Below are 24,777 nucleotides of genomic sequence, written 5' to 3' on the forward strand. Positions count from 1 at the left end.
GTTATATAGAAAGAGAAAGGTTGATTAGATATGGAAACAACAGTATGCCCTTGGTGTCACACGGAGATTGTATGGGATGAGGAGCTGGGACCTGAAGAAGAGTGCCCACATTGTCACAATGAACTGAACGGATATCGCACACTTAACATTAACATCGGAGACGAAGAGGAGATTGACAACGAAACAGACGTCTACGAGGATGATGAGGTGCACGATCATCAAGGTAAAGATATTTCTGATTTATGGGGCGATGAGGTAGAACTGAAACTACCAGAATTGCGTACACTAACCAAGTATGCGGATGAGGGGAATGAACTGATTCAATACGAAGAAGGTGTGGAGAAGCAACTCGATCATCAGGAAGAAGTCCCAGAATGCCCACATTGCCGTGAATTCATGTTGTTAGCAGGTACTCAACAAGCAGATCAGGCAAACTTTACATCTGTTCCTAATGGTGCTGCGGGAACGGGCGATCTGTTGTCACCTCCGTTCACAGTGCAGATGTATGTCTGCTCAGGATGTTTCCAGGTTCAATACAGTCTGTCAGAGGATGATCGTCTTCGTCTGATTCAGAATCTGAGTGCGAAGAAATAAATCATTTACTAAAGCTTGATCAAAATAAAATGATAGCTATGCCAAAGATTCATCATGTTTTCCTAGCGCTTGGGGTACGTTAAACCTGAGACCTACCTGTAAAGTGCTCACTTCAGGTGGACAAAGGGGGAGCAGATGAAGATATCTTTGGGTCGACAATCCATTCTGCTTTTGGGCGTGAATGGATTGTTTGTGTTAGCAGGTGCTTTGTCGGGAACATTTCTGAATGTGTACTTGTGGAAGAGCAGACCAGACTACGCGATGTTAGGTTGGTTCACGGTCAGTCAGCAACTCGCCATCGGGCTCACATTTTGGATTGCTGGTAAATGGGTCAAGGAACATAACAAAATGAGTGCGTTGCGACTGGGGACAGCGTTATCAGGGCTTTTTTATATGACAGTTCTCTGGGTTGGTTCTAACGCTGTAGACTGGATTTGGCCTCTAGGCATACTGCTTGGGTGTGCGCTAGGTCTGTTCTGGATTGCATTTAACGTTGTATATTTTGAAATAACGGATCGCGATAATCGGGATTTATTTAATGGCTGGGTTGGCTTGTTAGGATCGATGACAGGTATTATCGGGCCATGGTTCTCTGGTCTAGTTATTTCCCGAATGACAGATAATACGGGATATCGCCTTATTTTTACGGTGTCTCTGGTCATTTATGTGATAGCAGTTGTGTTCAGTTTCTTTCTGAAGAAAAGAAAGGTGAGCGGTACATACCGCTGGTCTGAGCCTTGGCTCCAGCTGTCCAAACCACATAGTCCATGGAGACCACTTGCCCTAGGTTTATTTGCTCAGGGAGTACGCGAGGGTGTATTCGCATTCTTGATCGCTCTGCTGGTCTATGTGGCTACTGCTCAGGAGTACAAATTAGGGCAGTTTTCGCTCATTACTTCGTCCGTGGCACTTGTAAGCTATTGGGCAGCTGGCAAATGGTTTAAGCCACAGTATAGAGCAAAAGGGATGCTCATTGGAGCCGTACTGCTACTGGTTGTGCTCATGCCGCTTCTCTGGAAAGTGACCTACGGTACCCTGTTAATCATGGGAATCGGAAGTGCACTTGCGATGCCATTGTACATTTTGCCGATGATCTCAGCGGGTTTTGATATGATGGGCACGAGTGGTGAAAATGTCGAGAAAAGGGTAGAACTTGTCGTATTAAGAGAACTTTCCCTGATGATTGGGCGGCTGTTTGGATTAGGGGTCTTTATTCTAACGGTCATGAATGAGCCTTCACTGCGAACGCTAACCTGGTTAATTATTGTCCTAGGAGCCTTTCCGCTGATTGGCTGGATCTTTATGCGCAAGATGTTGACACACACGGAAGGACAAGGTACGGCGTCGTCATAATGCTTAGACCAGGGTTGGGTCTTACACACATTGCTTATCACTAGGTGGAGCTTCCTGTATGCAAGTGCTGCCTGCTATATGTATTGAAAAAGGTACGTTCAAGGATGTAACTCCTGTGAATGTACCTTTTTTTGTACCTGTTTTGAATTTAACTGCTTCAATTGCTGTTATGTCCAGACTTTAGTTACATCCCTATACTTGTTCGCTTACCCTTTTTATACCGGAGAAGGCTTGCTGGTTCTTGTAAGTGAAAATAGATCCAGGTCGGCGTGCTTTGTACCCGTAGCAATGAGCTCCGTAATCAACCTTGCACCAATCATGCTGTACACAGTACCGTTGCCTCCATACCCTTCTACGAAGTATGAATGTGGGTAATCCGGATGAGAGCCAATGAAAGGGAGGCCATCATGCGTACTACCGAAGACCGCTTCCCAAGCATAATCCACCTCAAGGTCGGATAAAGGGAAATATTCAGCAATCCGTTGCAGTAAAATATCACCCTTGTGAGCCGCCTTGATCTGACGTTGATCCTCACGTGGGCGATCTTCATCAAGTCCACCTGCAACAATTCGTCCATCCGGTGTAGTTCGCATGTACAGATAAGGTCTGGCAGTTTCCCATATCATGCATTGCTCATACCAGCTACTGAGATCCTTCAGTGGTTTGGTGGCAATGGCGTAAGTGCTCTTCAGATATGCTCCGCGGTCATTCTTGATCTCTTGAGTTTCATATCCTGTTGAAAAAATAACATGTTTAGCTCGAATTGTTCCCTGTGGTGTATAACACACCACCCCATCTTCATTGTAGTCGCAATGCGTCATGGCGGTGTGATTGAAGACTTTGGCTCCCTGACGGGAGGCCGAGTCGATGAGAGAGTGAACCAAGCGATACGGATTGACCTCCGCATCACCGCTCGTATACAATGCCGCTCTTTTATTAAAAGGGAACACGGAACGAATCTTCTCTTCATTCCAGAGCTCCACATCGAATCCATAATGCTTCAGATTGCGATATTCCGCTTCAAGCATGACCACATCATCCTTACCACTTGCGCAATATAGGCTTGTGCGAGGCACAAACCAAGGATCGATATCTAGCTTATGAGCAATGTCGGCTAGCTGCTGCATTGCCTCTCGGCACAACTCATAAAATCTTACTCCTGTCTGTTCTCCAAATGTCTCGATGCAGGAGGTTAGTGTCTTATCATTCGTATATTGGAGTAAGCCCGTGTTCGCCATACTACTGCCATGCCCGATCTCTCTCTTGTCAATGAGGATGGTTTGAATGCCACGTTCGGTTAGAAGTTTGGCAGATAATGCTCCAGCCATTCCACCGCCAATAATCAGGCAATCACATGTCAGATTCTCCTCCAGGACAGGGTAATTGCGTTGCGGTTGGAACGTGGTTGGCCAGTACGTTGTTCCGTTAATTAGTTCCACAATAGACCACCTCGGTTCATTTGATGAAGTATACTTTTTCAGGACAAGGTAACAATAATCTCGCATAAACTTTAGGTTAAGGAGGTCAGACATCTATGCAATATTCACAAATGCAAGCACTGAGCCCGAAAGAACTGAGTTATATTGCGGACTCAATTTCCAATGAAGAAATGCTGATTAAACAGTGTGCTGCTACAGCATCCATCTCACACCAACCACAGATTAGGCAGGCATTGAACCAATATGTTCACGCCCATGAACAACATCTGAACACGCTGATCCAGGCACTGCATCAACATCAATCCCTTGCACCTTCCCAGTCGCAATAAACCTCAAACCGTTCGCAAGTGATTTTAATGTTTAGGAGGAAAATACGTGTACACACAATCTTTGTCATCCAGTGGGAATTTTATGCAAGAACAAGACTTATTGAAGTCGATTCTTGCAGATTTGAGACGAACTTCACGGGAATATACGACAGCAACTACGGAAGCTTCCTGTCCTACGATTCGTAGAATGTTCAATGATCTGACGAATGATACTTTGCGTTTACAGGGTGAATTGTTCAATTTGATGCAACAAAACAGCATGTATTCTGTATCGTCCAAAGCACTTCGTACAGATGTAGACAAGCAGCTTCAGTCAGCACAGCAGACACAGCAGAAATGTCAGCAATTCATTCAGGATAAGAATACGCAAAGCAGTCCATACACTCAGGCACCCAATGTACCCCAGCATCAGCCTAGTTACGGTAATCCTTATTACATGTAACCTCCGTAAAAGGGGTTTGAAGCACAAGCCTGTTAGCAGACCATACCACCGCTTGCCTGAATTCGAGGCAGGCGGTTTTTGTCTTTGCATCAACGTTAAATTCATGTAATATAAGTATTAATTCATTGAAGAGATAGCTCGAATACGTACGTTACGGAACTTGGATGACGCTGGAGGGAAACACATGAAGGATTTGAACGACCTGCAATTGAAAGTTCTAAATCTGTTGAAGGAAGACGCGAGAAGGACTCCCGCGCTGCTATCTACGCTGCTCGGAGAGTCGGAAGATAAGATTAAGAATGTCGTCGCACAGCTGGAGCAAGAGCATGTCATCGTCAAATACGCAACGGTTGTAAACTGGAGCAAAATTGATGACGAGAAAGTCACAGCACTGATCGAAGTTCAGATTACGCCAGAGCGTGGTCGGGGATTCGAAGGTATTGCTGAACGAATCTACTTGTATCCTCAAGTAAAATCGGTTTATCTCATGTCGGGAGCATATGATTTGCTCGTTGAAGTTGAAGGTGGCAACCTTCGTGAAGTTGCTAATTTTGTATCCGAGAAACTGTCTCCAATAGATTCAGTGCTCTCCACCAAAACGAATTTTATTCTCAAAAAATATAAGCAGGACGGGATTATTTTTGAAGACCATCAGGAAGACAACCGTCTCATGATCTCGCCGTAAAGGAAGATGTGTCATGATAGTGAATGAACAGACAACAGGGAACAACAAGAAAATGACTTCGTATCTGGCACCTTTGGTACAGCAGATACCGCCATCCGGAATTCGTAAGTTTTTTGATCTGGTTGGTGATAACAAAGACATCATTACACTTGGTGTCGGGGAACCGGACTTTGTTACGCCATGGCACATGAGGGAAGCTTGTGTGTATTCATTGGAAAGAGGTATGACTAGTTATACATCCAATGCCGGTATGCCGAAGCTGAGAGAAGCGATCAGCGATTATTTGCATACCCAATTTGATACGAAATATGATCCGAAAGACGAAATTATCGTAACGGTTGGCGGCAGTGAAGCGATTGACCTCGCATTGCGGGCCTTGATCGTACCTGGAGATGAAATTCTGATTCCAGAGCCGTCTTATGTAGCATATTCCCCAATCGCTTCAATCGGTGGTGGTGTGCCTGTTGGTGTGGAAACCTACGCCAAAGATCAATTCAAAGTGACAGCAGAGGCACTCGAGGCAAGCATTACGCCTAAATCCAAAGTTGTGATTCTATGTTATCCAAGCAATCCAACCGGAGCGATTATGACGTATGAAGAATGGCTTCCGATTGCTGAAGTGATCAAGAAGCATGATCTTATTGTTATTGCTGATGAGATCTATGCTGAGTTAACGTATACACAAAAACACGTTAGCTTCGCTTCAATCCCTGATATGAAGGAACGTACAATTCTAGTCAGTGGATTCTCCAAAGCATTTGCAATGACCGGCTGGCGAATTGGATACATGTGTGGGCATCCTGAACTTATTGCAGCAATGCTCAAAATCCATCAGTATACGGTTATGTGTGCTCCAGCGATGGGGCAAGTTGCTGCACTGGAGGCCTTAACGAACGGATTAGGTGAGAAGGACAGAATGGTGGAGTCCTATAATCAGCGCAGAAGACTGATCGTGCAAGGCTTCCGTGATATCGGCTTAGACTGTCATGAACCTCAGGGGGCATTTTATGCCTTCCCAAGTATTCAAAAGACAGGCCTGACTTCCGATGTCTTCGCAGAGCGACTGCTTACGGAAAATAAGGTTGCTGCTGTGCCTGGGAATGTGTTTGGGCCACAAGGTGAAGGTTTCCTTCGTTGTTCTTATGCAACTTCAGTGACCCAATTGAATGAAGCTTTGGAACGAATCGGAAATTTTGTTTACAAGCTACAAAAAGAGGGTTAATAAGTAAGAGGATTCTTTTGTATGGTTAGAAAAGGATACACGAATGATACAATTTGTTATATTAGAAAAAATGACTTTCTTTTACAAATTATTGTGATATAATTTCAATTTGAAATAACTTTTTCTAACATTTAACATTCGGAAAAACATTTTCCAAGGAGGGGTTAGCTTGTTTTGTGTTGAATATGATTTACCGACGAATCGTGGGCAATATTTGGCTGAAGGCGATCATGGCGACCGATGGTCGGTGAAACCGGATCACGCATCATTGCATGACATTTCCTTGGAAGATGAAATTCATCTGCTGCGTCTGAAGATGGAGCAGATCTTCCTTGAAGAAAAATCATTCACTTCTGACATCGTTATCGAGATCAGCAGTTTGCTGGATCTGAAGATTAACGAATACATGAGAGCTAATCCGATCAAAGGCAAGTAATGCCTTGCCCGATGTATGTGATATAATTTGCTGTGATTGTAGGCTATCGAAACGTTACGTATATTGGCTATAGGGAGACCCTGAGGGGTCTCTTTTTTTTGTGGAATGAGTCGAATCATCGCCTAAGAAGGCGTGCTTGTTTTTTTGCGTGGAACAATTGTGATATATTGGACATAGGAGACAAAAGGGGGAGCTGGAATGAAAAGAGTTTGGGGTCTTATCGCAATCATCTCCATAATTTTGGTGCTTACTGGTTGTGGAGGAAAGAGTGGATTCACGATTTTTATAATTGATAACCAGGGTGATCCGTCCGTTATTTCAGAACAATTGCAGGCGAATTTGCAACAAAAACTAGGTGAAGAGCCTAAAGTGGAAGTTGTCACCAGTGCGATGTATGATGTACAGAAAATACTGGTTGAGTATGCCGCAGGTGGACATGATATTTTTATACTGCCTGAAGCAGACATGAAACAATATGGCAACAATGGTTCAAACGTATCTTTGGATGATACATTCGATCAAGAGAAATACGCACGCGGTGTGTTTGAAGGTGGAGTATTTGTCGAGGATGGCACAGGAGATGATGGGTCTGATATCAAAAAAGAAACACATCTCTATGGAATTCCGCTTGAAGACATGAAGATGTTCCAAGAAGTCCAGTATGCTGCGAAGAATTTATTTGCTACCATTCCAGTATCGGCTTCCAATATTGAAGAAGCGAAGAAAGTCTTGAAGGCATTAACAGAGTAAAAGGTGTACAACCTAGCTACAGAAGGAGGGGAGCGGATTGTTGATTACGGTCACTGGGGGTATAGGTAGTGGTAAAACGAAGTTTGCCCTTAGTTATGCGGCGGGGATCAGCCGGGAAGGCATCTATTTATCCACTGGCGATCATGAAGCGATCATTCCGGAATTTCCATCCGCTCACTATCGGGTCATTGAAGCTGGGAATGGTCAACATCTGACAGAGGTTATTCATCAGATTAATCGAGAATCTAATCTATTTCTGGCAGATCGTCGGATTGTAATCGTGGATAGTTTAACCTCGTGGATGGTTGCTGGTTTTAGGGCGTATAAGGATTTGGGTGAACAGCGGGGAGAAACGCAGCAGTTGCTGGATGCGATGTTATCTTACCAGGGAAAGATGCTTGTTATCACTAACGAAATGCATGGTTCACTGAACCCGACAGAAGAGGAACGTATCTTTGCTGCAAGGATGGCTTCTGTAAACCGGGCACTTCAGGCGCACTCTGAACAGGTCTATATGCTCGTATCAGGCTTAGCGATGGAGCTTAAGGGGCGTTCAGTACGCTATGAATAAGTCGTCTTATATCATATGAGTCATGGCAAAATGCTACATAATGGACATTTAATAAAGAAAGACGTGCGGTCTATAGGAGACGGCACGTCTTTCTTCGTAGGGGCACGAGTGAGTGACTGAGGAAATGATTTGGTTAGACTCTTCCCTTTATGTAACGCGAATTTACATTAGGGTGTAGCTTAAGTCAAATTCAAATAAGAGCTGGCGGAATTCTAAGACATAGTCTAGTTCCGAGATTTACTCCGTTTGATCCACCAAATGACGAAGCCTACAATAAGGACAGCGAGAATGATGTAAATCACAAGGGAGTACACATCCATAAAGCTCAGAATACTTTCCCATGAGGCTCCAAGTGCGGCTCCAACAGAGACGAGAATAATATTCCATATCAATGTACCGATTGTGGTAAAAAGCACGAATAATCCAAACTTCATATTGGACATACCCGCAGGGATGGAGATCAGGCTACGAACAAGAGGAATCATACGGCAGAACAAGACAGTCCACATTCCGTACTTATCGAACCATGCATCTACACGATGAATATCCTCTTTTTTAATACGTAAAATATGCCCCCAGCGGTCTACAATTTTCTCCAATTGATTCACATCAATCAGCAGCCCAATGGCATATAAAATGATAGCTCCAAGCACAGATCCAATCGTAGCAGCAATAATAACGCCAGGCAGTGTGAGGCTAGTATAGGTGGTCATGAATCCGCCGAAGGGCAAAATAATCTCAGAAGGAATGGGCGGAAATACATTCTCAAGAGCAATGATCAGTGCGATTCCTATGTATCCGTAGTGCTCCATGAAATCGGTTATCCAGTTCTGCATCATCGTCTCCTCTCTTATGGGGTTTAATTAATTTCGTGTATACTCAGCATTACAACCCAATTCAATATACGAGGCAAGCTTCCAGGCGGTTTCTGAAAAAAATGCATTTCCGTATCGAATGGTGGTCAAGTATACTGGTTAAGTTGAAGTTAAGGAATGTTCGCATTATTCATTAACCCGAATATTCTACCGCGCGAATCAATAACAATTGGAGGGATTAGCATGGGCATATACACACGAACAGGCGATGAAGGCCAAACATCAGTGATTGGTGGACGAGTCATCAAGGATGATGATCGAGTAGAGGCATATGGCACGATCGATGAACTGAATTGTTTTGTGGGACAGGCAATCAGTTTAATTGATCAAGCGACAGGGCAATTCGAGGATCTCCGGGAGCATTTGCTTGAGGTACAGCAAGAGTTGTTTGACTGTGGATCAGATCTCGCTTTTGTAAGAATTAGTGAGACAAAATATAAAGTTCGTGATGAGATGGTTACTAGACTGGAACAATGGATTGACATGTATGATGCAGAGAATCCAAAGGTAGAACGGTTCATTTTGCCAGGGGGAAGCCTGCTATCTTCTACACTGCATGTATGCCGTACCGTGTGTCGTCGTGCGGAACGCCGTGCGGTTACTCTTGGACAACATACAGATATTAATCCATCGGTAAGACGTTATTTAAACCGTTTATCGGATTATTTCTTCGTGGTTGCACGGACAGCCAATGCGAGACAACAGGTAGCTGACATTGAATATGTGCGGAGCAAAAAAGTTTTCCGCCGCAAAGAATGAGCCTGTATTATTCGCCGCTTGTCTATACGATTCCTGAGCAGGAGGATGGCTGGCTGCTGAAGACCGTGCTACAGCGGCGGCTGCAAATATCACGTAAACTGTTGTCGAGATTGAAGCTCACGGAGCAAGGAATCATGTTAAACGGAGAGCGTGTGTATATCAGCGTGAAGGTGTCTGCAGGGGATAGACTCGAAGTTCGTATGGAACAAGAAGAGTCGGATGACATTTTGCCAGAAGAGCTGCCTTTTAACATTCTATATGAAGATGAACATCTACTAATTGTTAACAAAGATTCGGGCATTATCGTGCATCCCACGCATGGACATTATACAGGTACGTTGGCTAATGGCGTCGTTCATTATTGGAAGGCAAAAGCAGAGCGGTTCCGCTTCCGCCCGATCCACCGTCTGGATCAGGAGACATCAGGCGTGCTCGCGATAGCCAAAAATCCTTATGTGCACCAGCATGTGTCAGAGCAGATGATTGCGGGAACGGTCGATAAAAAATATATGGCTATTGTGCATGGTTGCCCTGCTGAGTTGCAAGGTGCGGTAGATGGCCCGATTGACCGTGATCCGGAAGAGCCTCATCGCCGAATCGTAACACCTGATGGTTATGCCGCAAGAACCTTATACAACGTGGTAACGACATGGGGAAATGGCAGTGCCAGTGTAGTGAATCTGAAACTGGAGAGTGGGCGAACGCATCAAATTCGTGTGCATATGACATCTATTGGTTGTCCGCTAATTGGTGATCGAATGTATAAGACATTGCCAAGTGACGGAATCGATTCTGAGACAGTAACGATGCGTAACGAGCGGGATGGTTGGATTGATCGTCAAGCGCTTCATGCGTATGAGCTATCATTCGACCATCCTATTCTGAAGCAGCGCATGACATTTCAGGCACCACTGCCCCCAGATCTGGAAGCATTGGAGAAACGCCTTGATGCCGAAGCGCAACCCAGAGAGGATCGCATCTGATTTTCGCAGCCATGCCGAGTATTTGAGCAGTCCACATGAAATGGATTGCTTGAGAAATAAAACTGCAATGCGATGGTATCGATTTCGAGCGACTTTTGGATTTGCAAAGCAAACCAAGGAAAGCGAGAAACTGATACCAGAGCTAAGGAGGAGCAATGAGTCAATTAAAAGTATATCAGTATGCCAAATGCGGTACATGCCGCAAAGCAGTGAAGTGGCTGGAGGCTCAAGAGCATCAGCTTGAGTTAATTCCTATTTTTGATAACCCGCCTACCGAAGCTGAGCTTACCGATTTGATCCAGAAGAGCGGGCTTGAGGTTAAGAAATTTTTCAATACCAGCGGAGAGGTCTACAAAGAGCAGCAGCTGAAGGATAAGTTGCCGGGTATGTCGGCCGAAGAGCAGATTCGTCTCTTGGCTTCGAATGGTCGCCTCATCAAACGTCCAATTGTAACCGACGGAGAAAAAGTCACCGTGGGCTTCAAAGAAGATACGTATGAGCAGGAATGGAACAATCGTTAAGAACTGCGGATAACTTGGAATCTACCGTAATTGAAAAGGTAGGAGAATCACTGCCCTGAATGTTAAAATTCAGGGCTTTTTTGGCTGACCGATAAGTGGTAGAACTATGCTATAATGATAGAGTTATTTTGCAATTTTATTTTATTGGTTACACACAAGATAGGAGAGAGTAAACACAAGTGAATCAACGTAATGAACCTACTTTGTTGCTGGTAGACGGTATGGCAGTGTTGTTCCGGGCATTTTACGCAACATCTGCAAGCGGATATATTAGGCGTACAAAGGCAGGCTTGCCCACCAATGCAGTTTACGGATTTATCCGTTATTTCTGGGATGCGGTTCAGACCTTTGGGCCAAGTCACGTCATCTGTTGTTGGGATATGGGTGGTAAGACGTTTCGTGGCGAAGAGTACGCCGCTTACAAAGGCAATCGTCCCGAAGCCCCGAATGATCTAATTCCGCAGTTTGACCTGATCCGTGAAGTCATGGATAGTCTGAATATTCCGAACATTGGAGCTGCTGGATATGAGGCTGACGACTGCATTGGCACGTTGGCGAAATATTACACAGAGCAGACAGACATGAATGTGATGGTACTGACGGGTGATCATGACATGTTGCAACTGATTAATGATCGTACAAGCATTATTATTATGAAAAAAGGTCATGGCAACTATATGGTGTACACACCAGAGTCGCTTATGACGGAGAAACAGCTTACACCTCGCCAGGTCATTGATATGAAGGGCTTGATGGGGGATGCGAGTGACAATTATCCAGGGGTTCGAGGCATTGGTGAGAAGACGGCATTGAAGCTTGTTCAGGAGTATGGTTCGATCGAAGGTATTCTGGACAATTTGGATAAGCTGACACCTTCTGTACGCAAAAAGATTGAGAACGATCTGGAGATGCTTCATCTGTCTCGCAAATTAGCAGAGATTCACTGCGCGGTTCCAGTTGCATGTGCACTGGATATGTGTGAATTACGTCTAGATCCGGATATGGTGATGGACAAGTTTGAACAACTTGAGATGAAGAGCCTTGGCTCTTGGATGGGAGTGGCAATAGGGTGAGCAGTATTCAATCACAAAGAACAAGTAAGAGATGGTGGACAGGAGCTATGGCTCTTGTCCTAGCTTTACCGGTATTATTGTCAGGGGCAGTAAGTGCTCCACAGACAGTCGAAGCCAAAGCAGCAATCAGTACAAAAGTGCAGAAAGTAAAAGCAGCAGGACGTAGTTTCACCGTACAAACGGTTAGTATTCCAAAAGGCACACCAGTGACAGTAGGATTAGCGAAAAAGCAGGTAGGACAGACCGCAACATTGCCTTCCATTGTCAAAGCGTATGGGGCGCAAGCCGCGATTAACGGAGCTTTCTTTGAGGCTTATAATGGTGCTCCAGATCCATATGGCATGTTAATAGCTAATGGTAGAGTAATACATATAGGAAGATACGGTACAAGCATTGGTTTTAAAGAAGATGGCACAGCTATTATGGATTCACTTCGTGTAAACTTAACAGGCATGGTAACGACGCCAGAAGGCAAATCCCGCAGTTGGTATGCTACCTTTATTAACAGAACGCCTTCTGCAAATGCAAGCATTACGATGCTGTATACGCCTGAGCGTGGTTCAACGGTTGGGTTCAAAGGTGGTACAGCAGTAGTGATCGAGAAAGGGATCGTGACGAAAAAAGTACCGAATACCAATATTGCCATTCCGAAGAATGGTTCAGTTCTGGTCTTCACAGGTAGCCACAAATCAAACGCTGATCGTTTCGTAGTTGGCTCCACCGTTGAGATGAATTACAAGTACACGAATGCAGCAGGCAAGGAAATTCCTTGGGATGAAGTCGTTACTGCTGTTGGTGCCGGTCCTCGTCTCGTTAAGGATGGGAAAGTTTCCATTAATCCAGCAAGTGAGGGCTTCAAGGATCCGAAAATTCTCAACGCCTCTGGTGCAAGAAGTGGTATTGCCATTATGGCCGATGGTTCGGTTCTTCTGGCGACCGTTTCCGGAGCAACGATGAAGGAATGGGCTGCTGTAATGCAGAAGCTTGGAGCGAAGCAGGCGATGAATCTGGATGGTGGTGCATCTTCAGGCATGTATGCGGGTGGCAAGATGCTTACTTCTCCAGGTCGATTGCTCAGCAATACACTTGTTTTTGGCGGCTCTGTTAAATAAGACGTTGAACAAAGAAGGGGAGGAATGCACAAGTGAAACTCACACAACCATCCGAATTGGGCGACAGCCCTACGGCTGTGCTAGCCATAAATGTAGGTCAGCCTAAGCCCTTGCCTGGTCAGAAACGTGAAGTGCTGAGCGGAATTGTGAAGACTCCCGTTTCGAGTCCTGTTTTCTTGTCATTCACAGGCATGACGGGGGATGCACAGGCAGACCTAGAACATCATGGGGGACCCGACAAGGCGGTTTGTGTTTATGACCATAGTCGTTATCCGTTGCTGGAGCAATTGATGAATCGCAAGCTGGAGTGGGGCGCTTGTGGTGAAAATTTGACGGTCGAGGGCTGTGCAGAGGATCTGGTGCGAATTGGCGATGTGTATCAATTAGGCGATGCCATGGTTCAGGTTAGCCAGCCCAGACAGCCTTGCTTCAAGCTGGCAGCTCGGTATGATTATAAGGGGTTACCTGTATATTTTCAGGAAAGTGGTTATACCGGTTTTTATTTTCGTGTGTTACAAGAAGGAGAAGTGAAGCCAGGGTCTGCGTTCAGACGAATCAGCACGGATCTAACATCCATGACGATTCTGGAAGCGAACCGGGTGATGCATCAGGGTAAGCAGGATGCGGAGGGCATTCGTGCTCTGCTGGCCATTACAACGCTCTCGGACAGTTGGAGACAGACGTTGGTGAAGCGTTTGGACAAGCTGGAGGGTTAGTCTTTGGATTGAACAATTAGAATGATCGATGACAGAATGGAATTCCTTTTTAACTTAATTGAGGAGTGTGACGAACATGACGATCTTAGGCGCAATTGAAGCTGGAGGCACGAAGTTTGTATGTGGTATTGGGAATGAAAAGGGAGAGGTTCTGGAACGAGCTAGCTTTCCTACGACAACACCTGAAGAAACGATGGCGCAAGTCATTGCTTTCTTTGAAGGTAAAAATATTGAAGCACTAGGTGTAGGTTCCTTTGGTCCGATTGACCCGATTGAAGGCAGTCCAACTTATGGATACATTACAACTACACCCAAACCGCATTGGGGGCAATACAACCTTATTGGCAAATTGAAGGAACACTATGATGTGCCAATGACGTTTGATACCGATGTAAATGGAGCTGCACTTGGTGAAGCGACTTGGGGCGCAGCCAAAGGATTAGATAGTTGCTTGTATATTACGGTGGGTACAGGAATTGGTGCAGGTGCTGTAGTATCTGGTCAAATGGTGCATGGATTGTCTCATCCAGAGATGGGACATATCATTGTACGTAGACATCCGGAGGATACCTTCGAAGGCTTCTGCCCTTATCATAGCGATTGCCTAGAAGGACTTGCTGCAGGTCCAGCGATTAACAAACGATGGGAACAGCCAGCTTATGAGCTATCACCGGACCATAAAGCATGGGAGATTGAAGCCCATTACTTGGCACACGCACTGATGAACTATGTTCTGATTCTCTCTCCACAGAAAATTGTGATGGGCGGCGGTGTGATGAAGCAGGAGCAGCTCTTCCCGTTGGTACGCAAAAAATTACAGGAATTGCTGAATGGTTATGTACAGCATCCAGCACTTCAGTCCGATATCGATCAATATGTGGTTTCACCGGGTCTTGGAGATAACGCAGGGCTGTGCGGCTCCTTGGCACTTGCGAAGCTTGCATTAAATAAATAAAGTATACAGTACGAAATGATTGACGAATTTTTCCAATATGGTATGATATGAGCAACAGCATAGCACGGTTTGTTGAGGAAGCACCTCTCTTGCATTCATTCTGCAGGAGGGGTGTTTTTTTGTGCCTTTTTTGAAGGTGATAAGGGTGAGCCTTACAAGCGGTGTAGCTGAAACTCGAAGGAGGGATTGGTCAATGGAAGTCATTTTTATGAACAGATTAGCTAGAAGTACAGGTCAGAATGAAGAGCTCGCACAAGTGTGGATTGGCGAAGAGGAAGGAGCATGGCATCTGGGGTGGAGCTTGTACGAAGAAGGGGATCGAGAGGATATTATTTGGTATGAGGGCAGTTCATGGGAAGAGCTTATGCACATTTATCGGCATCAACTAGCACTACAGATGAGTGCAGGGTTCCGACCGTTACTGCAAGGGTTATTTCATGAAATTGAAGAGCTGCGATCACGAAATTATGGCGGACAACGGCTCCAATGTTACAGTGAATTGTATGCCAATGAGACATTGTACGAAGACTTATGCGCATGGCGTAGAAAGAGAGCTGCATCTGACCGAAAAGCACCTTATTTTATTGCAACGAACCGATTGCTTCGCATGATTAGCTCGTATGTGCCGTTGACGATGGATGAACTGATGCAGTTGCCGGGTGTTGGAGAGAGCAAGGCCTCGGAGTATGGTCAAGCATGGCTGGAGCTAACAAACGGGGTGGAGCGTTCCACCGTATTTCCACTCGACTGGGTATACTCTGCATTGAAAGAAGAGGAGTATGAGAACTGGCTGTATCGACAGAAAGAGCAGAAGTATAAGCAGGAACTAGATAAGTTCAAGACACGTAAGCAAGTACTGGAAGGTATGAAGGAAGGGCATACGTTAGAGGAGATTGTTAACCGTTCGGGTTTGTCACGTCGAGAGCTAATCGAATTACTGGAGATCTTGGATTTAGAGGGATATGATACGGATTGTCTTCTTGATGCAGAGCTTGCGATTATGCCTGAACAAGAACAGGAAGCCGTTTGGAGCGCGTATGAGGAGCTAGGAGATACGTTTCTGAAGCCTGTGTTACATAAAGTATATGGTGAAGAGAAGCCAGGCGGAGGTAGCCTGGAGCAAGTATATGAAAAGCTTCGTATGATCCGGATTCGTTATCGTCGTCATGTAGAGACAGAGCAAAACGCCGGTTGATGACGGATTAAACTCAAAAAAAGACGAGGCCTTATTCCCGGTAGGGAGGCTTCGTCTTCTGTTCTTTTTTAGATGTTGATTCTGCAGCTATTCAGATCCAGTCTTTTTTGCGGAAAATGAAGAACATACTCAGGCCAAGTGTTACCATAAGCCCAATCACAACAAAGTATGAATACTTCCAGTGCAATTCTGGCATAAATTCGAAGTTCATCCCATAGATCCCGGTAATAACGGTCAAGGGCATGAACACTGTCGTGATGGCGGTAAACACACGCATGATCTCATTCGCTCGGTTAGCGATACTGGATTGGTAAGCCTCACGTAAGTTGCCCATCAGATCCCGATAGGTTTCGAATGTCTCGGATATTTTCACTGCATTCTCATAAATGTCGCTGAAGTATTTCTGCAATTGATCATCAATGAGACGAAGGTCTTTTTTGTTGAGTGTATTAATGACTTCTTTTTGAGGGCCAAGCACTTTTTTGAGCCAGAGTATCTCACTACGAAGCCCGATTATTTCGTTTAGGTGAGATTTTTTGGTGTGCATTAGGATATCTTCCTCAAGCTTTTCGATCCGTGCCTCAATCCGATCACCGACAGTAAAATAATTATCGACAATTAAGTCAACCAGCAAATATAACAGACGATCTGGAGTGCTAACTTCCTGTTCCCATAGAATAGGTTTTAGAGTTCGCAGCTCACTGACTTTCTGTTTAGTCACACTGATAATAAAATGTCTGCCCAAGAACAGGTTGACGGCACGTAAAAATATCTCTTCATCATCAAAACGAATGCTATTAATGACTATAAAATAATGACTTTCATAAATTTCGATCTTCGGACGCTGTTCCTCGTCACTTAAGCAGTCTTCGACCGCCAGGTCATGCATCATAAATAGCGGCTGAAGCACGGCCAGATCATCCACATCTGCATCAATCCAGTAAAAGCCCTCCGCTGGTGGAGTCAGCGCTTGCTGAATGTCATCCACCGGGATAAATACACCGTTGTTTACCAACCGGATTTTCATCGTTATCGACTCCTTCTGCACCCGCCGGGTTGGCGGATCTTCATCATTATGGGCGCAAAAAGAATAGATCAGCCGGTCGGCAGCGGAGCCTGGTGATCAGGTCTGCGTTCGCTCTATATGCAAACGGAAGTAACGTCCCGCTGCCGGCATGCTGATGTCAATTCTCTATGCTGTTTGTCGGAATTCGGCTGCCAGTCAGGCCTCGGGTCGCCATCCATTGATTATGTCACCTCTCACATAAGGGTTTACAACACCTGTTTAGTATACCGCTGGTCCAAGGTGCTTTCAAGCGCAAAAATGTGTCTATTTCGCGCTCTGAGGCAGTGTATGATGGGAGGTGAAAAACGGTTCCGAGATGGATTAACTTCAGATGAACTGTAGCTTGACGTGGACGGATTAATGTTTTAAAGTAAACGGAAAGCAATTAAATTTCAAAATTAAATACAGCGAAATCTTATCAAGAGTAGGTGGAGGGACTGGCCCGATGAAACCCGGCAACCGGCGGTATACCGCACGGTGCTAATTCTTGCAGCGACTAAGTACCCAAGAGGTACTGTTGTAACTGAGAGATGAGAGAGGCGCATATCTGTTTACATATGACCTTTCTCGGAATCCGAGGAAGGTCTTTGTTATATGCCCCGACTTCTCAGCACTGATTTTCGCTAAGGAACTTGAGCTTGTTTCACTGCTTTAGATGTAGAAATCTAAGCTTGTCAGCAAGCTCAGGGCAGCAAATGCTGCAATCTATTTATGCTCAAGGAGGAGTTTGACACCATGCCAATCAAAATACCAGACACTTTACCTGCCAAGGAAGTGCTTGCAGGAGAGAACATCTTTGTCATGGACGAGACATCCGCATATCAACAGGATATTCGTCCGCTTCGTATCGCTATATTAAACCTTATGCCAACCAAAGAAACGACAGAGACGCAGCTCTTACGTTTGGTGGGGAATACACCTATACAGGTTGACATCGTTCTGGTGCATCCAAAATCCCATACGTCAAAGAACACTTCTCAGGAGTACCTGGATGAATTTTACAAAACATTTGATGAAATCGAGCATCGCCGCTTCGATGGTATGATCATTACAGGTGCACCTGTAGAACAGATGGATTTCGAGGACGTGAACTATTGGAAGGAAATCCAGGAAATCTTCGAATGGACCAAAACCAATGTAACTTCAACCATGCATATCTGTTGGGCCTCACAGGCAGGCTTATATCATCACTTCGGCGTTCCTAAAGTTTCACTGGACGAAAAATGCTTTGGCGTATTTCCACACACGATTAACAAATCTCATGTCCCACTCTTGCGTGGTTTCGATGAAGTGTTTAATGTCCCTCATTCACGTCACACTGAAGTGCGTCATGAAGATATTGAGAAGGACGAGCGTCTAGAAATTTTGGCTGAATCTGAGGATGCAGGTATTTTCCTAGTTGCAACCAAAGACGGTAAACAGATTTTCGTTACCGGACATGCTGAGTACGATCCGTTATCCCTCAAATGGGAATATGATCGTGATGCAGCCAAAGGATTAAATGTAGCGCTACCTAAAAATTATTTCCCGAAAGATGATCCTTCCCGTGTTCCTCCAGCGACATGGCGGGCTCATGCTAACTTATTATTCTCTAATTGGCTCAATTACTATGTGTATCAAGAAACACCTTACGATATTGGTCCGCAAATTTAATCGAGATAACAGGGGGATTCTGCAATGGAAGATAACAAGTTGAAAATCGAAAGCCGCTTAGCTCAAATTGGTTCTATTAATGAACCGGTCACAGGTGCAATTAACTTTCCAATCTATCAAGCAACAGCGTTTCGTCATCCGAAGCTTGGACAGAGCACGGGATTTGACTATATTCGTACAACCAATCCAACACGTAAAGTGTTGGAGGAAGCGGCCGCTGCACTGGAGTCTGGTGATGCAGGTTTTGCCTGTAGCTCAGGCATGGCAGCACTGCAAACGATTTTTGCATTGTTCAGTCAAGGAGATCATCTGATTGTATCACTCGATCTGTACGGGGGCACATATCGTCTGCTTGAACGGATTCTGTCTCGTTTTGGTGTAACAGCAAGCTATGTCGATACGAATGATCTGGTTGCACTAGAGAAAGTTCTCCAGCCGAATACCAAAGCGGTCTTTATTGAGACACCAACGAATCCGCTGATGATGATTACAGATGTTGAAGCGGTAAGCACATGGGCGAAGAGCCATAACCTGTTGACTATTGTGGACAACACGTTGTTGACTCCATTCTTCCAACGTCCAATCGAGCTTGGTGCGGATATCGTCATTCACAGTGCAACGAAGTACCTTGGTGGACATAACGATGTCCTTGCTGGATTGATTGTGACCAAAGGAGAGGAACTGTCAGCAGAAATGGCATTTCTACACAACTCCATTGGTGCAGTGTTATCTCCAACAGATTCCTACCAGTTGATGAAGGGGATGAAAACATTGGCTCTTCGGATGGAGCGCCATGAATATAACGCATTGACGATCGCGAAGTATCTTTTGGAGCATCCAGCTGTTGGTGAAGTCTATCACCCAGGATTGTCGGATCATCCCGGATATGAGGTGCAGAACAAGCAATCCAGCGGTAACACAGGTATCTTTTCTTTCAAAGTGAAGGATGCTCGTTACGTAGAGCCATTGCTGCGTCATATTAAACTCATCGCATTTGCTGAAAGCTTAGGCGGTGTTGAATCATTAATGACATATCCAGCAGTACAAACTCATGCCGATATCCCGATTGAGATCCGTGATGCTGTCGGTGTAGATGATCGTTTGTTGCGCTTCTCCGTTGGTATTGAGCACGCCGAGGATCTTATCGCAGATCTAGCCAATGCGCTCGCAGCAGCAAAACTCGAAATTGAAGGAGGAGCACATCATGAGTGAACAGAATAAAAATTCCGGTTCTTCTAATTCTTCTGAATTGAAATTCGATACCAAACTGCTGCATTTCGGGGACGAGGTAGATAAAACAACGGGAGCTTCCAGTGTGCCGATCTATCAGGCATCCACCTTCCATCACTTTGATATTTTCAATCCACCACAACATGATTACAGTCGTTCCGGGAACCCAACACGTCAGGCTTTGGAGGATTACATCACGCTGCTTGAAGGCGGGGTACGTGGTTTTGCGTATTCTTCAGGGATGGCAGCGATCTCCAGTGTGTTCATGATGTTCTCGGCAGGGGATCACATCATCGTGACAGAGGATGTATACGGTGGAACGTACCGCTTGCTAACCTCGATTCTTAATCGGATGCAGATCGAAACGACATTTGTAGATATGACTAAAATCGAAGAAGTGAAGGCAGCGATTCAACCGAATACAAAGGCTGTTTATATGGAGACCCCTTCCAATCCAACGCTGAAAATTACGGATATTGCAGCAGTGACATCATGGGCTCAGGAGCATGAACTCGTTACCATTTTGGATAACACATTTATGACTCCTTACTACCAGCGTCCAATAGAGCTAGGTGTAGATATCGTTGTACATAGTGCAACCAAGTTCCTTGGTGGTCACAGCGATGTGTTGGCAGGGCTTGCCGTGGCTCGTACAGAAGCGCTTGGCAAACAGCTCAAGCAGTTACAGAACGGGTTGGGAACTGTGCTTGGTGCACAAGAGTCCTGGCTGCTGATGCGTGGTATGAAGACACTTGGCGCTCGTATGGCACACAGTGAACAGAGCACAGCCAAGCTTGCAGCATGGCTGAATGAACGAAGTGATGTTTCAGCCGTTTATTATCCAGGGTTACAAGAACATCCAGGTCGCGATGTGCATGAACGCCAATCAACTGGCTACGGTGCCGTCGTATCATTTGATGTAGGTTCTGGTGATCGTGCCAAAGCAGTGCTTAATCGTGTGAAACTGCCAATCGTTGCTGTAAGCTTGGGAGCGGTAGAGAGTATACTGTCTTACCCAGCCATGATGTCTCATGCTGCTATGCCTGCGGCGGTTCGTCGTGATCGCGGAATTACGGATGGATTGCTTCGCTTCTCGGTCGGTCTTGAGGACATTGATGATCTGATTGCAGATTTGGAGCAAGCACTAGAGGAATCCAAGTAAGACAGGCTAAATTTTCTCTGAGCGTAGTAAATAAAAACAATTGGATATGTACGTGTTTTTGAACAATCTCTATATGTCTGAATTTTCACTTATTTTTAAAGCACCTGCTCATAAGGTGCTTTTTTTCACATGTAACCTGTGTTACGATAGTTGGAGTACAGAAATACGATGTTTTCACCGGAACTTGTGTATCTAATCCACAAGCTAGGATGATCGTTATCATATTTTCACTTCATGAGGGAGGCTTTTTTATAATGAGTACGGTAGACCGTATCTTAGATAAAGCCCTTCGGGGCGAGCGTTTGGATTTGGAAGATACGATTCAACTATTTGAATCGGACGAAGTGGACAAAATTGGGGCAGCAGCTAATGTCATTATGAAACGTATGCACCCTGAACCATACAGAACATTCGTAATTGGGCGTAACATCAACTACACAAACGTATGCGATGTATACTGCCGTTTTTGTGCTTTCTATCGTAGACCTGGTTCCGATGAAGGCTATGTATTGCCGGATGAACTAATCTTCCAGAAGATTCAGGAAACAGAAGACGTTAACGGTACAGAGATTCTTATGCAAGGTGGTACAAACCCAAATTTGCCATTTAGCTACTACACAGACATTCTCAGAGAGATTAAAGTGCGTTTCCCGAATATCACGATGCACTCCTTCTCTCCAGCTGAAATTATGAAGATGGTTGAAGTATCGGATGGTCTTTCACTGGAAGAGGTTGTTCGTGCGATTCACGAAGCGGGGTTGGATTCCCTTCCAGGTGGCGGCGCTGAGATTCTAGACGACCGCACACGTCGCAAGATCAGTCGTCTTAAAGGCTCATGGCGCGATTGGATGGACGTTATGCAAACGGCTCACCGGATTGGTATGAATACAACAGCAACGATGGTAATTGGTCTTGGTGAATCCATGGAAGAGCGTGCATTGCATCTGATGCGTGTTCGTGAAGCTCAGGATGAATGTATCGCTAATAAATATGATTCCGAAGGATTCTTGGCATTTATTCCGTGGACATTCCAGCCGGACAATACGAATCTCAAGTTAGAGCGTCAGACACCTCAAGAGTATCTAAAAACGGTAGCAATCAGCCGTCTCGTGCTGGATAATATCAAAAACATTCAATCCTCATGGGTTACAATGGGACCTGAGATTGGTAAGAAATCACTGGAGTTTGGTTGCAATGACTTCGGTAGCACAATGATCGAGGAGAATGTCGTATCCGCTGCAGGTGCAACCTACAAAGTAAACATTGGTTCAATTCTGCAACTAATTCGTGAAGCAGGCTATATTCCAGCGCAACGTAATACGAGATATGAAATTTTGCGTATGTTTGATGAGGAAGAGAACACCCTTGAGCAAGACTTCGTTATGCAAAACTAGTTATACATTGAGCATAAGCTTTTGATACCTTAAGAAGCCATAATGCCGCGATGATCCTTCATACAGAAGGACGTCGTGGCTTTTTGCATTCACCGACCATTATTTCCCATTTATACAATGGCAGAAACCTAATCAGATCATGAAACAGTATATAATTCACATTTGAAGGTATTTTATATTCTTTTTGAACTGTTACAATGAAAAGGCAATGCAGTTAGATGAGATCAGATGACATATGAGGAGAGGGGCAGGATGATGAAGCAAAGATTACTTGGAAGAACAGGACTGAACGTGCCCGTACTAAGCTTCGGCGCATCCTCATTAGGTTCGGTATTTCGTGATATTGATCCTAACGAAGGCATTCGAACTGTACATGCTGCACTAGATGCAGGAATGAACTATATTGATGTATCTCCTTATTATGGATTAACGAAAGCCGAGACCGTACTAGGTAATGCAATTCGTAATGTGCCACGTCAATCCTACACGTTATCAACGAAGGTAGGACGGTATGGTGAGGATGAGTTTGATTTTTCACGTAAGCGCATTCAGGAAAGTGTACAGCAGAGCTTAAAACGACTTCACACCGACTATTTGGATATGTTGTTTCTTCATGATATCGAATTTGTACCCGTTGAAATCATCATTGAAGAAGCTTTTCCAACTTTGTTAGAACTCAAAGAGCAAGGAGTCATTCGATATGCGGGCATATGTGGACTGCCGTTAACCTTGTTTGAGAAAGTATTACCACAGATCGAAGCCGATGCAATCATCTCGTATTGTCATTACACCTTGAATGATACGTCGTTATTGTCGTTACTACCACTATTGGAGAAACGTAATGTTGGACTTGTGAATGCTTCGCCACTCGCCATGGGGTTGTTAAGCACCAGAGGTGCATCAGCTTGGCATCCTGCGAGCGAAAAAGTGAAGCAGGTTTGTCTGGAGGCAGCACAATTCTGTGCCGAGCAAGGTAGTGATATCGCTAAGCTGGCTGTACAATATGCAACCGCCAATGATCAGATTCCAACCACTCTAGTGAGTAGTGCAAGTGTTGAGAATATTCGGAAGAACGCTGGTTGGGTAGATGAGACGTTAGACGAGGAATTGCTCTCAGCCGTGCTCCGTATACTTGCACCGATTCATAATGAAACCTGGCCAAGTGGTCTTTCAGAATATAATTGAGATCATCCAGAAAGCTTCTAAGGGGGAATAGAGATGAGAGCTGTCGTATGTGAAGAAGTTGAACATTTATCTTTACAGGATGTGCCTGAGCCTGAACGAACAGAGCATGAAGCGATTGTTTCAATTAAACGCATTGGTATCTGTGGTACAGACCTTCATGCATATAAGGGGAACCAACCCTTTTTTACGTATCCTCGCATTTTAGGACATGAATTGGCAGGCGTCATCGAGGAGATCGGACAGAACGAAGCAGGCCTACAGATCGGTGACACGGTTAGCATTATTCCCTATTTGCACTGTGGGCGATGTATTGCTTGTCGTTCAGGTAAAACCAATTGCTGTGTCTCTATGCAGGTGATGGGGGTACATGTGGATGGAGGCATGCGGGAAAGAATAGCCGTGCCTGTAACCCATCTATTGCGAGCGGATGGGCTGACGCTGGATGAAGCTGCTATGGTGGAACCCCTAAGTATTGGAGCTCATGCCGTAAGGAGGGCTAGATTACAACCCGGAGAACAGGTTGTTGTCATTGGTGCAGGGCCGATCGGGCTTGGTGTAATGGCATTTGCGAAACAAGCGGGAGCTAAGGTTATTGCCGTGGATCGTAATCAGGAGCGATTGGAACTTAGCCGCTCTTTGGCAGGGGCAGACGTCCTGGTACAAGCAACAGGACAAGCGGTAGAACAAGTCAGAGAAGTTACGGGAGGAGATTACGCCACCACAGTCTTCGATGCAACAGGCAACGTGAATTCGATGAATGAAGCCATTCAGTATGTTGCTCATGGTGGGCAGTTGATATATGTAGGTTTGGTCAAAGCGGATATTACCTTCCATGACCCGGAGTTTCATAAACGGGAGATGAGTATAATGGGAAGTCGGAATGCGACGCGAGAGGACTTTGAACAGGTCATGCAGGTTTTGCGAGCGAAGAAGCTGGATTTGGATACCTACCTTACGCATCGAACGCCATTTGACCTGTTACCTTCGGCAATTGAGCAGTGGCTGCTTCCAGAGTCTAGAGTCGTAAAAGCGATCGTTGAATTATAGAGTTCGTTCCTCACAATCATAAATACTAAA

26 protein-coding genes and 1 riboswitch are annotated in these 24,777 nt (G+C 45.1%); of the genes, 23 read left to right on the top strand and 3 right to left on the bottom strand.

Features of this window, described 5'->3' with window-relative positions; genetic code table 11:
- Positions 1-30 precede the first annotated feature (30 nt).
- Together M3636_RS13075 and M3636_RS13080 are read left to right on the top strand one after the other, a co-directional pair.
- Positions 31-594: a hypothetical protein gene (locus tag M3636_RS13075; protein ID WP_251382824.1), complete on the top strand. Its 564-nt coding sequence runs from the start codon at positions 31-33 to the stop codon at positions 592-594.
- A gap of 135 nt (positions 595-729) precedes the next feature.
- Positions 730-1,947 carry an MFS transporter gene (locus tag M3636_RS13080; protein WP_251382825.1) on the top strand — a complete coding sequence of 406 codons (1,218 nt, stop codon included), beginning with the start codon at positions 730-732 and terminating at the stop codon, positions 1,945-1,947.
- 215 nt (positions 1,948-2,162) lie between these two features.
- Here the strand turns inward: M3636_RS13080 and M3636_RS13085 are convergent, their stop codons facing one another.
- The gene (locus M3636_RS13085) at positions 2,163-3,386 is read right to left on the bottom strand and encodes an NAD(P)/FAD-dependent oxidoreductase (protein ID WP_251382826.1); all 1,224 of its coding nucleotides are present in this window, start codon (positions 3,384-3,386) and stop codon (positions 2,163-2,165) included.
- Positions 3,387-3,481: 95 nt separating this feature from the next.
- Here M3636_RS13085 and M3636_RS13090 point away from each other — a divergent pair, with 95 nt between their 5' ends.
- The 7 genes from M3636_RS13090 to M3636_RS13120 all read left to right on the top strand — a co-directional run bounded on the left by M3636_RS13090 (position 3,482) and on the right by M3636_RS13120 (position 7,821).
- Complete coding sequence (locus M3636_RS13090) at positions 3,482-3,715, top strand: hypothetical protein (RefSeq protein ID WP_128101080.1); 234 nt, start codon at positions 3,482-3,484, stop codon at positions 3,713-3,715.
- A 46-nt stretch (positions 3,716-3,761) separates the two neighbouring features.
- Complete coding sequence (locus M3636_RS13095; RefSeq protein ID WP_251382827.1) at positions 3,762-4,157, top strand: spore coat protein; 396 nt, start codon at positions 3,762-3,764, stop codon at positions 4,155-4,157.
- Between the two features lie 184 nt (positions 4,158-4,341).
- Entirely contained in the window at positions 4,342-4,842 is a 501-nt protein-coding gene (locus tag M3636_RS13100; RefSeq protein WP_056698588.1) for an Lrp/AsnC family transcriptional regulator, read from the top strand.
- Between the two features lie 13 nt (positions 4,843-4,855).
- Positions 4,856-6,064, top strand: a complete 1,209-nt coding sequence (locus M3636_RS13105) for an aminotransferase class I/II-fold pyridoxal phosphate-dependent enzyme (RefSeq protein WP_145409179.1) — start codon at positions 4,856-4,858, stop codon at positions 6,062-6,064.
- A 214-nt stretch (positions 6,065-6,278) separates the two neighbouring features.
- Positions 6,279-6,500, top strand: a complete 222-nt coding sequence (locus M3636_RS13110; RefSeq protein ID WP_174715335.1) for an aspartyl-phosphate phosphatase Spo0E family protein — start codon at positions 6,279-6,281, stop codon at positions 6,498-6,500.
- Between the two features lie 198 nt (positions 6,501-6,698).
- Positions 6,699-7,250: a type 2 periplasmic-binding domain-containing protein gene (locus tag M3636_RS13115; RefSeq protein WP_128101084.1), complete on the top strand. Its 552-nt coding sequence runs from the start codon at positions 6,699-6,701 to the stop codon at positions 7,248-7,250.
- Positions 7,251-7,287: 37 nt separating this feature from the next.
- Positions 7,288-7,821 (top strand): bifunctional adenosylcobinamide kinase/adenosylcobinamide-phosphate guanylyltransferase, encoded by a 534-nt coding sequence (locus M3636_RS13120; protein ID WP_251382828.1) that lies wholly within the window; start codon positions 7,288-7,290, stop codon positions 7,819-7,821.
- A gap of 224 nt (positions 7,822-8,045) precedes the next feature.
- On the opposite strand, the gene M3636_RS13125 is transcribed toward M3636_RS13120, so the two are convergent.
- Positions 8,046-8,657, bottom strand: coding sequence for a DedA family protein (locus tag M3636_RS13125; RefSeq protein WP_251383071.1), 612 nt, complete (start codon positions 8,655-8,657; stop codon positions 8,046-8,048).
- Between the two features lie 222 nt (positions 8,658-8,879).
- On the opposite strand from M3636_RS13125, the gene M3636_RS13130 reads away from it, so the two are divergent.
- From M3636_RS13130 to M3636_RS13165, 8 genes are all read left to right on the top strand, one after another.
- A complete protein-coding gene (locus M3636_RS13130; protein ID WP_128101086.1) occupies positions 8,880-9,455 on the top strand; it encodes a cob(I)yrinic acid a,c-diamide adenosyltransferase in 576 nt (191 codons plus the stop codon).
- On the top strand, positions 9,452-10,438 hold the full coding sequence (locus M3636_RS13135) for an RluA family pseudouridine synthase (RefSeq protein ID WP_251382829.1): 987 nt from the start codon (positions 9,452-9,454) through the stop codon (positions 10,436-10,438). The genes M3636_RS13130 and M3636_RS13135 overlap by 4 nt, the downstream gene beginning before the upstream one ends.
- A gap of 155 nt (positions 10,439-10,593) precedes the next feature.
- Positions 10,594-10,959, top strand: coding sequence for an arsenate reductase family protein (locus M3636_RS13140; protein WP_128101088.1), 366 nt, complete (start codon positions 10,594-10,596; stop codon positions 10,957-10,959).
- Positions 10,960-11,138: 179 nt separating this feature from the next.
- A complete protein-coding gene (locus M3636_RS13145) occupies positions 11,139-12,032 on the top strand; it encodes a 5'-3' exonuclease (RefSeq protein WP_251382830.1) in 894 nt (297 codons plus the stop codon).
- A complete protein-coding gene (locus M3636_RS13150; RefSeq protein WP_251382831.1) occupies positions 12,029-13,144 on the top strand; it encodes a phosphodiester glycosidase family protein in 1,116 nt (371 codons plus the stop codon). The genes M3636_RS13145 and M3636_RS13150 overlap by 4 nt, the downstream gene beginning before the upstream one ends.
- Before the next feature lie 32 nt (positions 13,145-13,176).
- Positions 13,177-13,860 (top strand): MOSC domain-containing protein, encoded by a 684-nt coding sequence (locus tag M3636_RS13155; protein ID WP_251382832.1) that lies wholly within the window; start codon positions 13,177-13,179, stop codon positions 13,858-13,860.
- 76 nt (positions 13,861-13,936) lie between these two features.
- Entirely contained in the window at positions 13,937-14,815 is an 879-nt protein-coding gene (locus M3636_RS13160; RefSeq protein ID WP_128101090.1) for an ROK family protein, read from the top strand.
- 193 nt (positions 14,816-15,008) lie between these two features.
- The gene (locus tag M3636_RS13165; RefSeq protein ID WP_251382833.1) at positions 15,009-16,010 is read left to right on the top strand and encodes an HRDC domain-containing protein; all 1,002 of its coding nucleotides are present in this window, start codon (positions 15,009-15,011) and stop codon (positions 16,008-16,010) included.
- A 91-nt stretch (positions 16,011-16,101) separates the two neighbouring features.
- On the opposite strand, the gene corA is transcribed toward M3636_RS13165, so the two are convergent.
- The gene (gene corA / locus M3636_RS13170; protein WP_145047966.1) at positions 16,102-17,037 is read right to left on the bottom strand and encodes a magnesium/cobalt transporter CorA; all 936 of its coding nucleotides are present in this window, start codon (positions 17,035-17,037) and stop codon (positions 16,102-16,104) included.
- A gap of 451 nt (positions 17,038-17,488) precedes the next feature.
- Positions 17,489-17,613, top strand: a riboswitch (SAM riboswitch).
- Between the two features lie 198 nt (positions 17,614-17,811).
- Between corA and metA the strand changes: the two genes are divergently transcribed.
- The 6 genes from metA (at position 17,812) to M3636_RS13200 (ending at position 24,747) form a co-directional block, all read left to right on the top strand.
- A complete protein-coding gene (gene metA / locus M3636_RS13175; protein ID WP_056698550.1) occupies positions 17,812-18,729 on the top strand; it encodes a homoserine O-acetyltransferase MetA in 918 nt (305 codons plus the stop codon).
- 24 nt (positions 18,730-18,753) lie between these two features.
- Positions 18,754-19,941, top strand: a complete 1,188-nt coding sequence (locus tag M3636_RS13180; protein WP_128101092.1) for an aminotransferase class I/II-fold pyridoxal phosphate-dependent enzyme — start codon at positions 18,754-18,756, stop codon at positions 19,939-19,941.
- The gene (locus tag M3636_RS13185) at positions 19,934-21,121 is read left to right on the top strand and encodes a trans-sulfuration enzyme family protein (RefSeq protein WP_128101093.1); all 1,188 of its coding nucleotides are present in this window, start codon (positions 19,934-19,936) and stop codon (positions 21,119-21,121) included. Before M3636_RS13180 ends, M3636_RS13185 begins: the two co-directional genes overlap by 8 nt.
- Positions 21,122-21,375: 254 nt before the next feature.
- Positions 21,376-22,515 (top strand): cyclic dehypoxanthinyl futalosine synthase, encoded by a 1,140-nt coding sequence (gene mqnC, locus M3636_RS13190; RefSeq protein WP_128101094.1) that lies wholly within the window; start codon positions 21,376-21,378, stop codon positions 22,513-22,515.
- A gap of 255 nt (positions 22,516-22,770) precedes the next feature.
- Positions 22,771-23,700 (top strand): aldo/keto reductase, encoded by a 930-nt coding sequence (locus M3636_RS13195; protein WP_251383072.1) that lies wholly within the window; start codon positions 22,771-22,773, stop codon positions 23,698-23,700.
- Between the two features lie 33 nt (positions 23,701-23,733).
- A complete protein-coding gene (locus M3636_RS13200; RefSeq protein WP_251382834.1) occupies positions 23,734-24,747 on the top strand; it encodes a zinc-binding alcohol dehydrogenase family protein in 1,014 nt (337 codons plus the stop codon).
- The last annotated feature ends 30 nt before the right edge of the window (positions 24,748-24,777 follow it).

This window comes from Paenibacillus sp. MER 99-2 (genome assembly GCF_023714095.1).
Lineage (GTDB): Bacteria > Bacillota > Bacilli > Paenibacillales > Paenibacillaceae > Paenibacillus.

Excerpts from the sequence above, each read along its gene's own strand:
- M3636_RS13130 (WP_128101086.1), top strand. The coding sequence starts at position 8,880 with ATGGGCATATACACACGAACAGGCGATGAAGGCCAAACATCAGTGATT.
- M3636_RS13165 (WP_251382833.1), top strand. The coding sequence starts at position 15,009 with ATGGAAGTCATTTTTATGAACAGATTAGCTAGAAGTACAGGTCAGAAT.
- M3636_RS13135 (WP_251382829.1), top strand. The coding sequence starts at position 9,452 with ATGAGCCTGTATTATTCGCCGCTTGTCTATACGATTCCTGAGCAGGAG.
- M3636_RS13125 (WP_251383071.1), bottom strand. The coding sequence starts at position 8,657 with ATGCAGAACTGGATAACCGATTTCATGGAGCACTACGGATACATAGGA.
- M3636_RS13080 (WP_251382825.1), top strand. The coding sequence starts at position 730 with ATGAAGATATCTTTGGGTCGACAATCCATTCTGCTTTTGGGCGTGAAT.
- M3636_RS13100 (WP_056698588.1), top strand. The coding sequence starts at position 4,342 with ATGAAGGATTTGAACGACCTGCAATTGAAAGTTCTAAATCTGTTGAAG.
- corA (WP_145047966.1), bottom strand. The coding sequence starts at position 17,037 with ATGAAAATCCGGTTGGTAAACAACGGTGTATTTATCCCGGTGGATGAC.
- metA (WP_056698550.1), top strand. The coding sequence starts at position 17,812 with ATGCCAATCAAAATACCAGACACTTTACCTGCCAAGGAAGTGCTTGCA.
- M3636_RS13180 (WP_128101092.1), top strand. The coding sequence starts at position 18,754 with ATGGAAGATAACAAGTTGAAAATCGAAAGCCGCTTAGCTCAAATTGGT.
- M3636_RS13115 (WP_128101084.1), top strand. The coding sequence starts at position 6,699 with ATGAAAAGAGTTTGGGGTCTTATCGCAATCATCTCCATAATTTTGGTG.
- M3636_RS13195 (WP_251383072.1), top strand. The coding sequence starts at position 22,771 with ATGAAGCAAAGATTACTTGGAAGAACAGGACTGAACGTGCCCGTACTA.
- M3636_RS13105 (WP_145409179.1), top strand. The coding sequence starts at position 4,856 with ATGATAGTGAATGAACAGACAACAGGGAACAACAAGAAAATGACTTCG.
- M3636_RS13075 (WP_251382824.1), top strand. The coding sequence starts at position 31 with ATGGAAACAACAGTATGCCCTTGGTGTCACACGGAGATTGTATGGGAT.
- mqnC (WP_128101094.1), top strand. The coding sequence starts at position 21,376 with ATGAGTACGGTAGACCGTATCTTAGATAAAGCCCTTCGGGGCGAGCGT.
- M3636_RS13160 (WP_128101090.1), top strand. The coding sequence starts at position 13,937 with ATGACGATCTTAGGCGCAATTGAAGCTGGAGGCACGAAGTTTGTATGT.
- M3636_RS13140 (WP_128101088.1), top strand. The coding sequence starts at position 10,594 with ATGAGTCAATTAAAAGTATATCAGTATGCCAAATGCGGTACATGCCGC.
- M3636_RS13200 (WP_251382834.1), top strand. The coding sequence starts at position 23,734 with ATGAGAGCTGTCGTATGTGAAGAAGTTGAACATTTATCTTTACAGGAT.
- M3636_RS13185 (WP_128101093.1), top strand. The coding sequence starts at position 19,934 with ATGAGTGAACAGAATAAAAATTCCGGTTCTTCTAATTCTTCTGAATTG.
- M3636_RS13090 (WP_128101080.1), top strand. The coding sequence starts at position 3,482 with ATGCAATATTCACAAATGCAAGCACTGAGCCCGAAAGAACTGAGTTAT.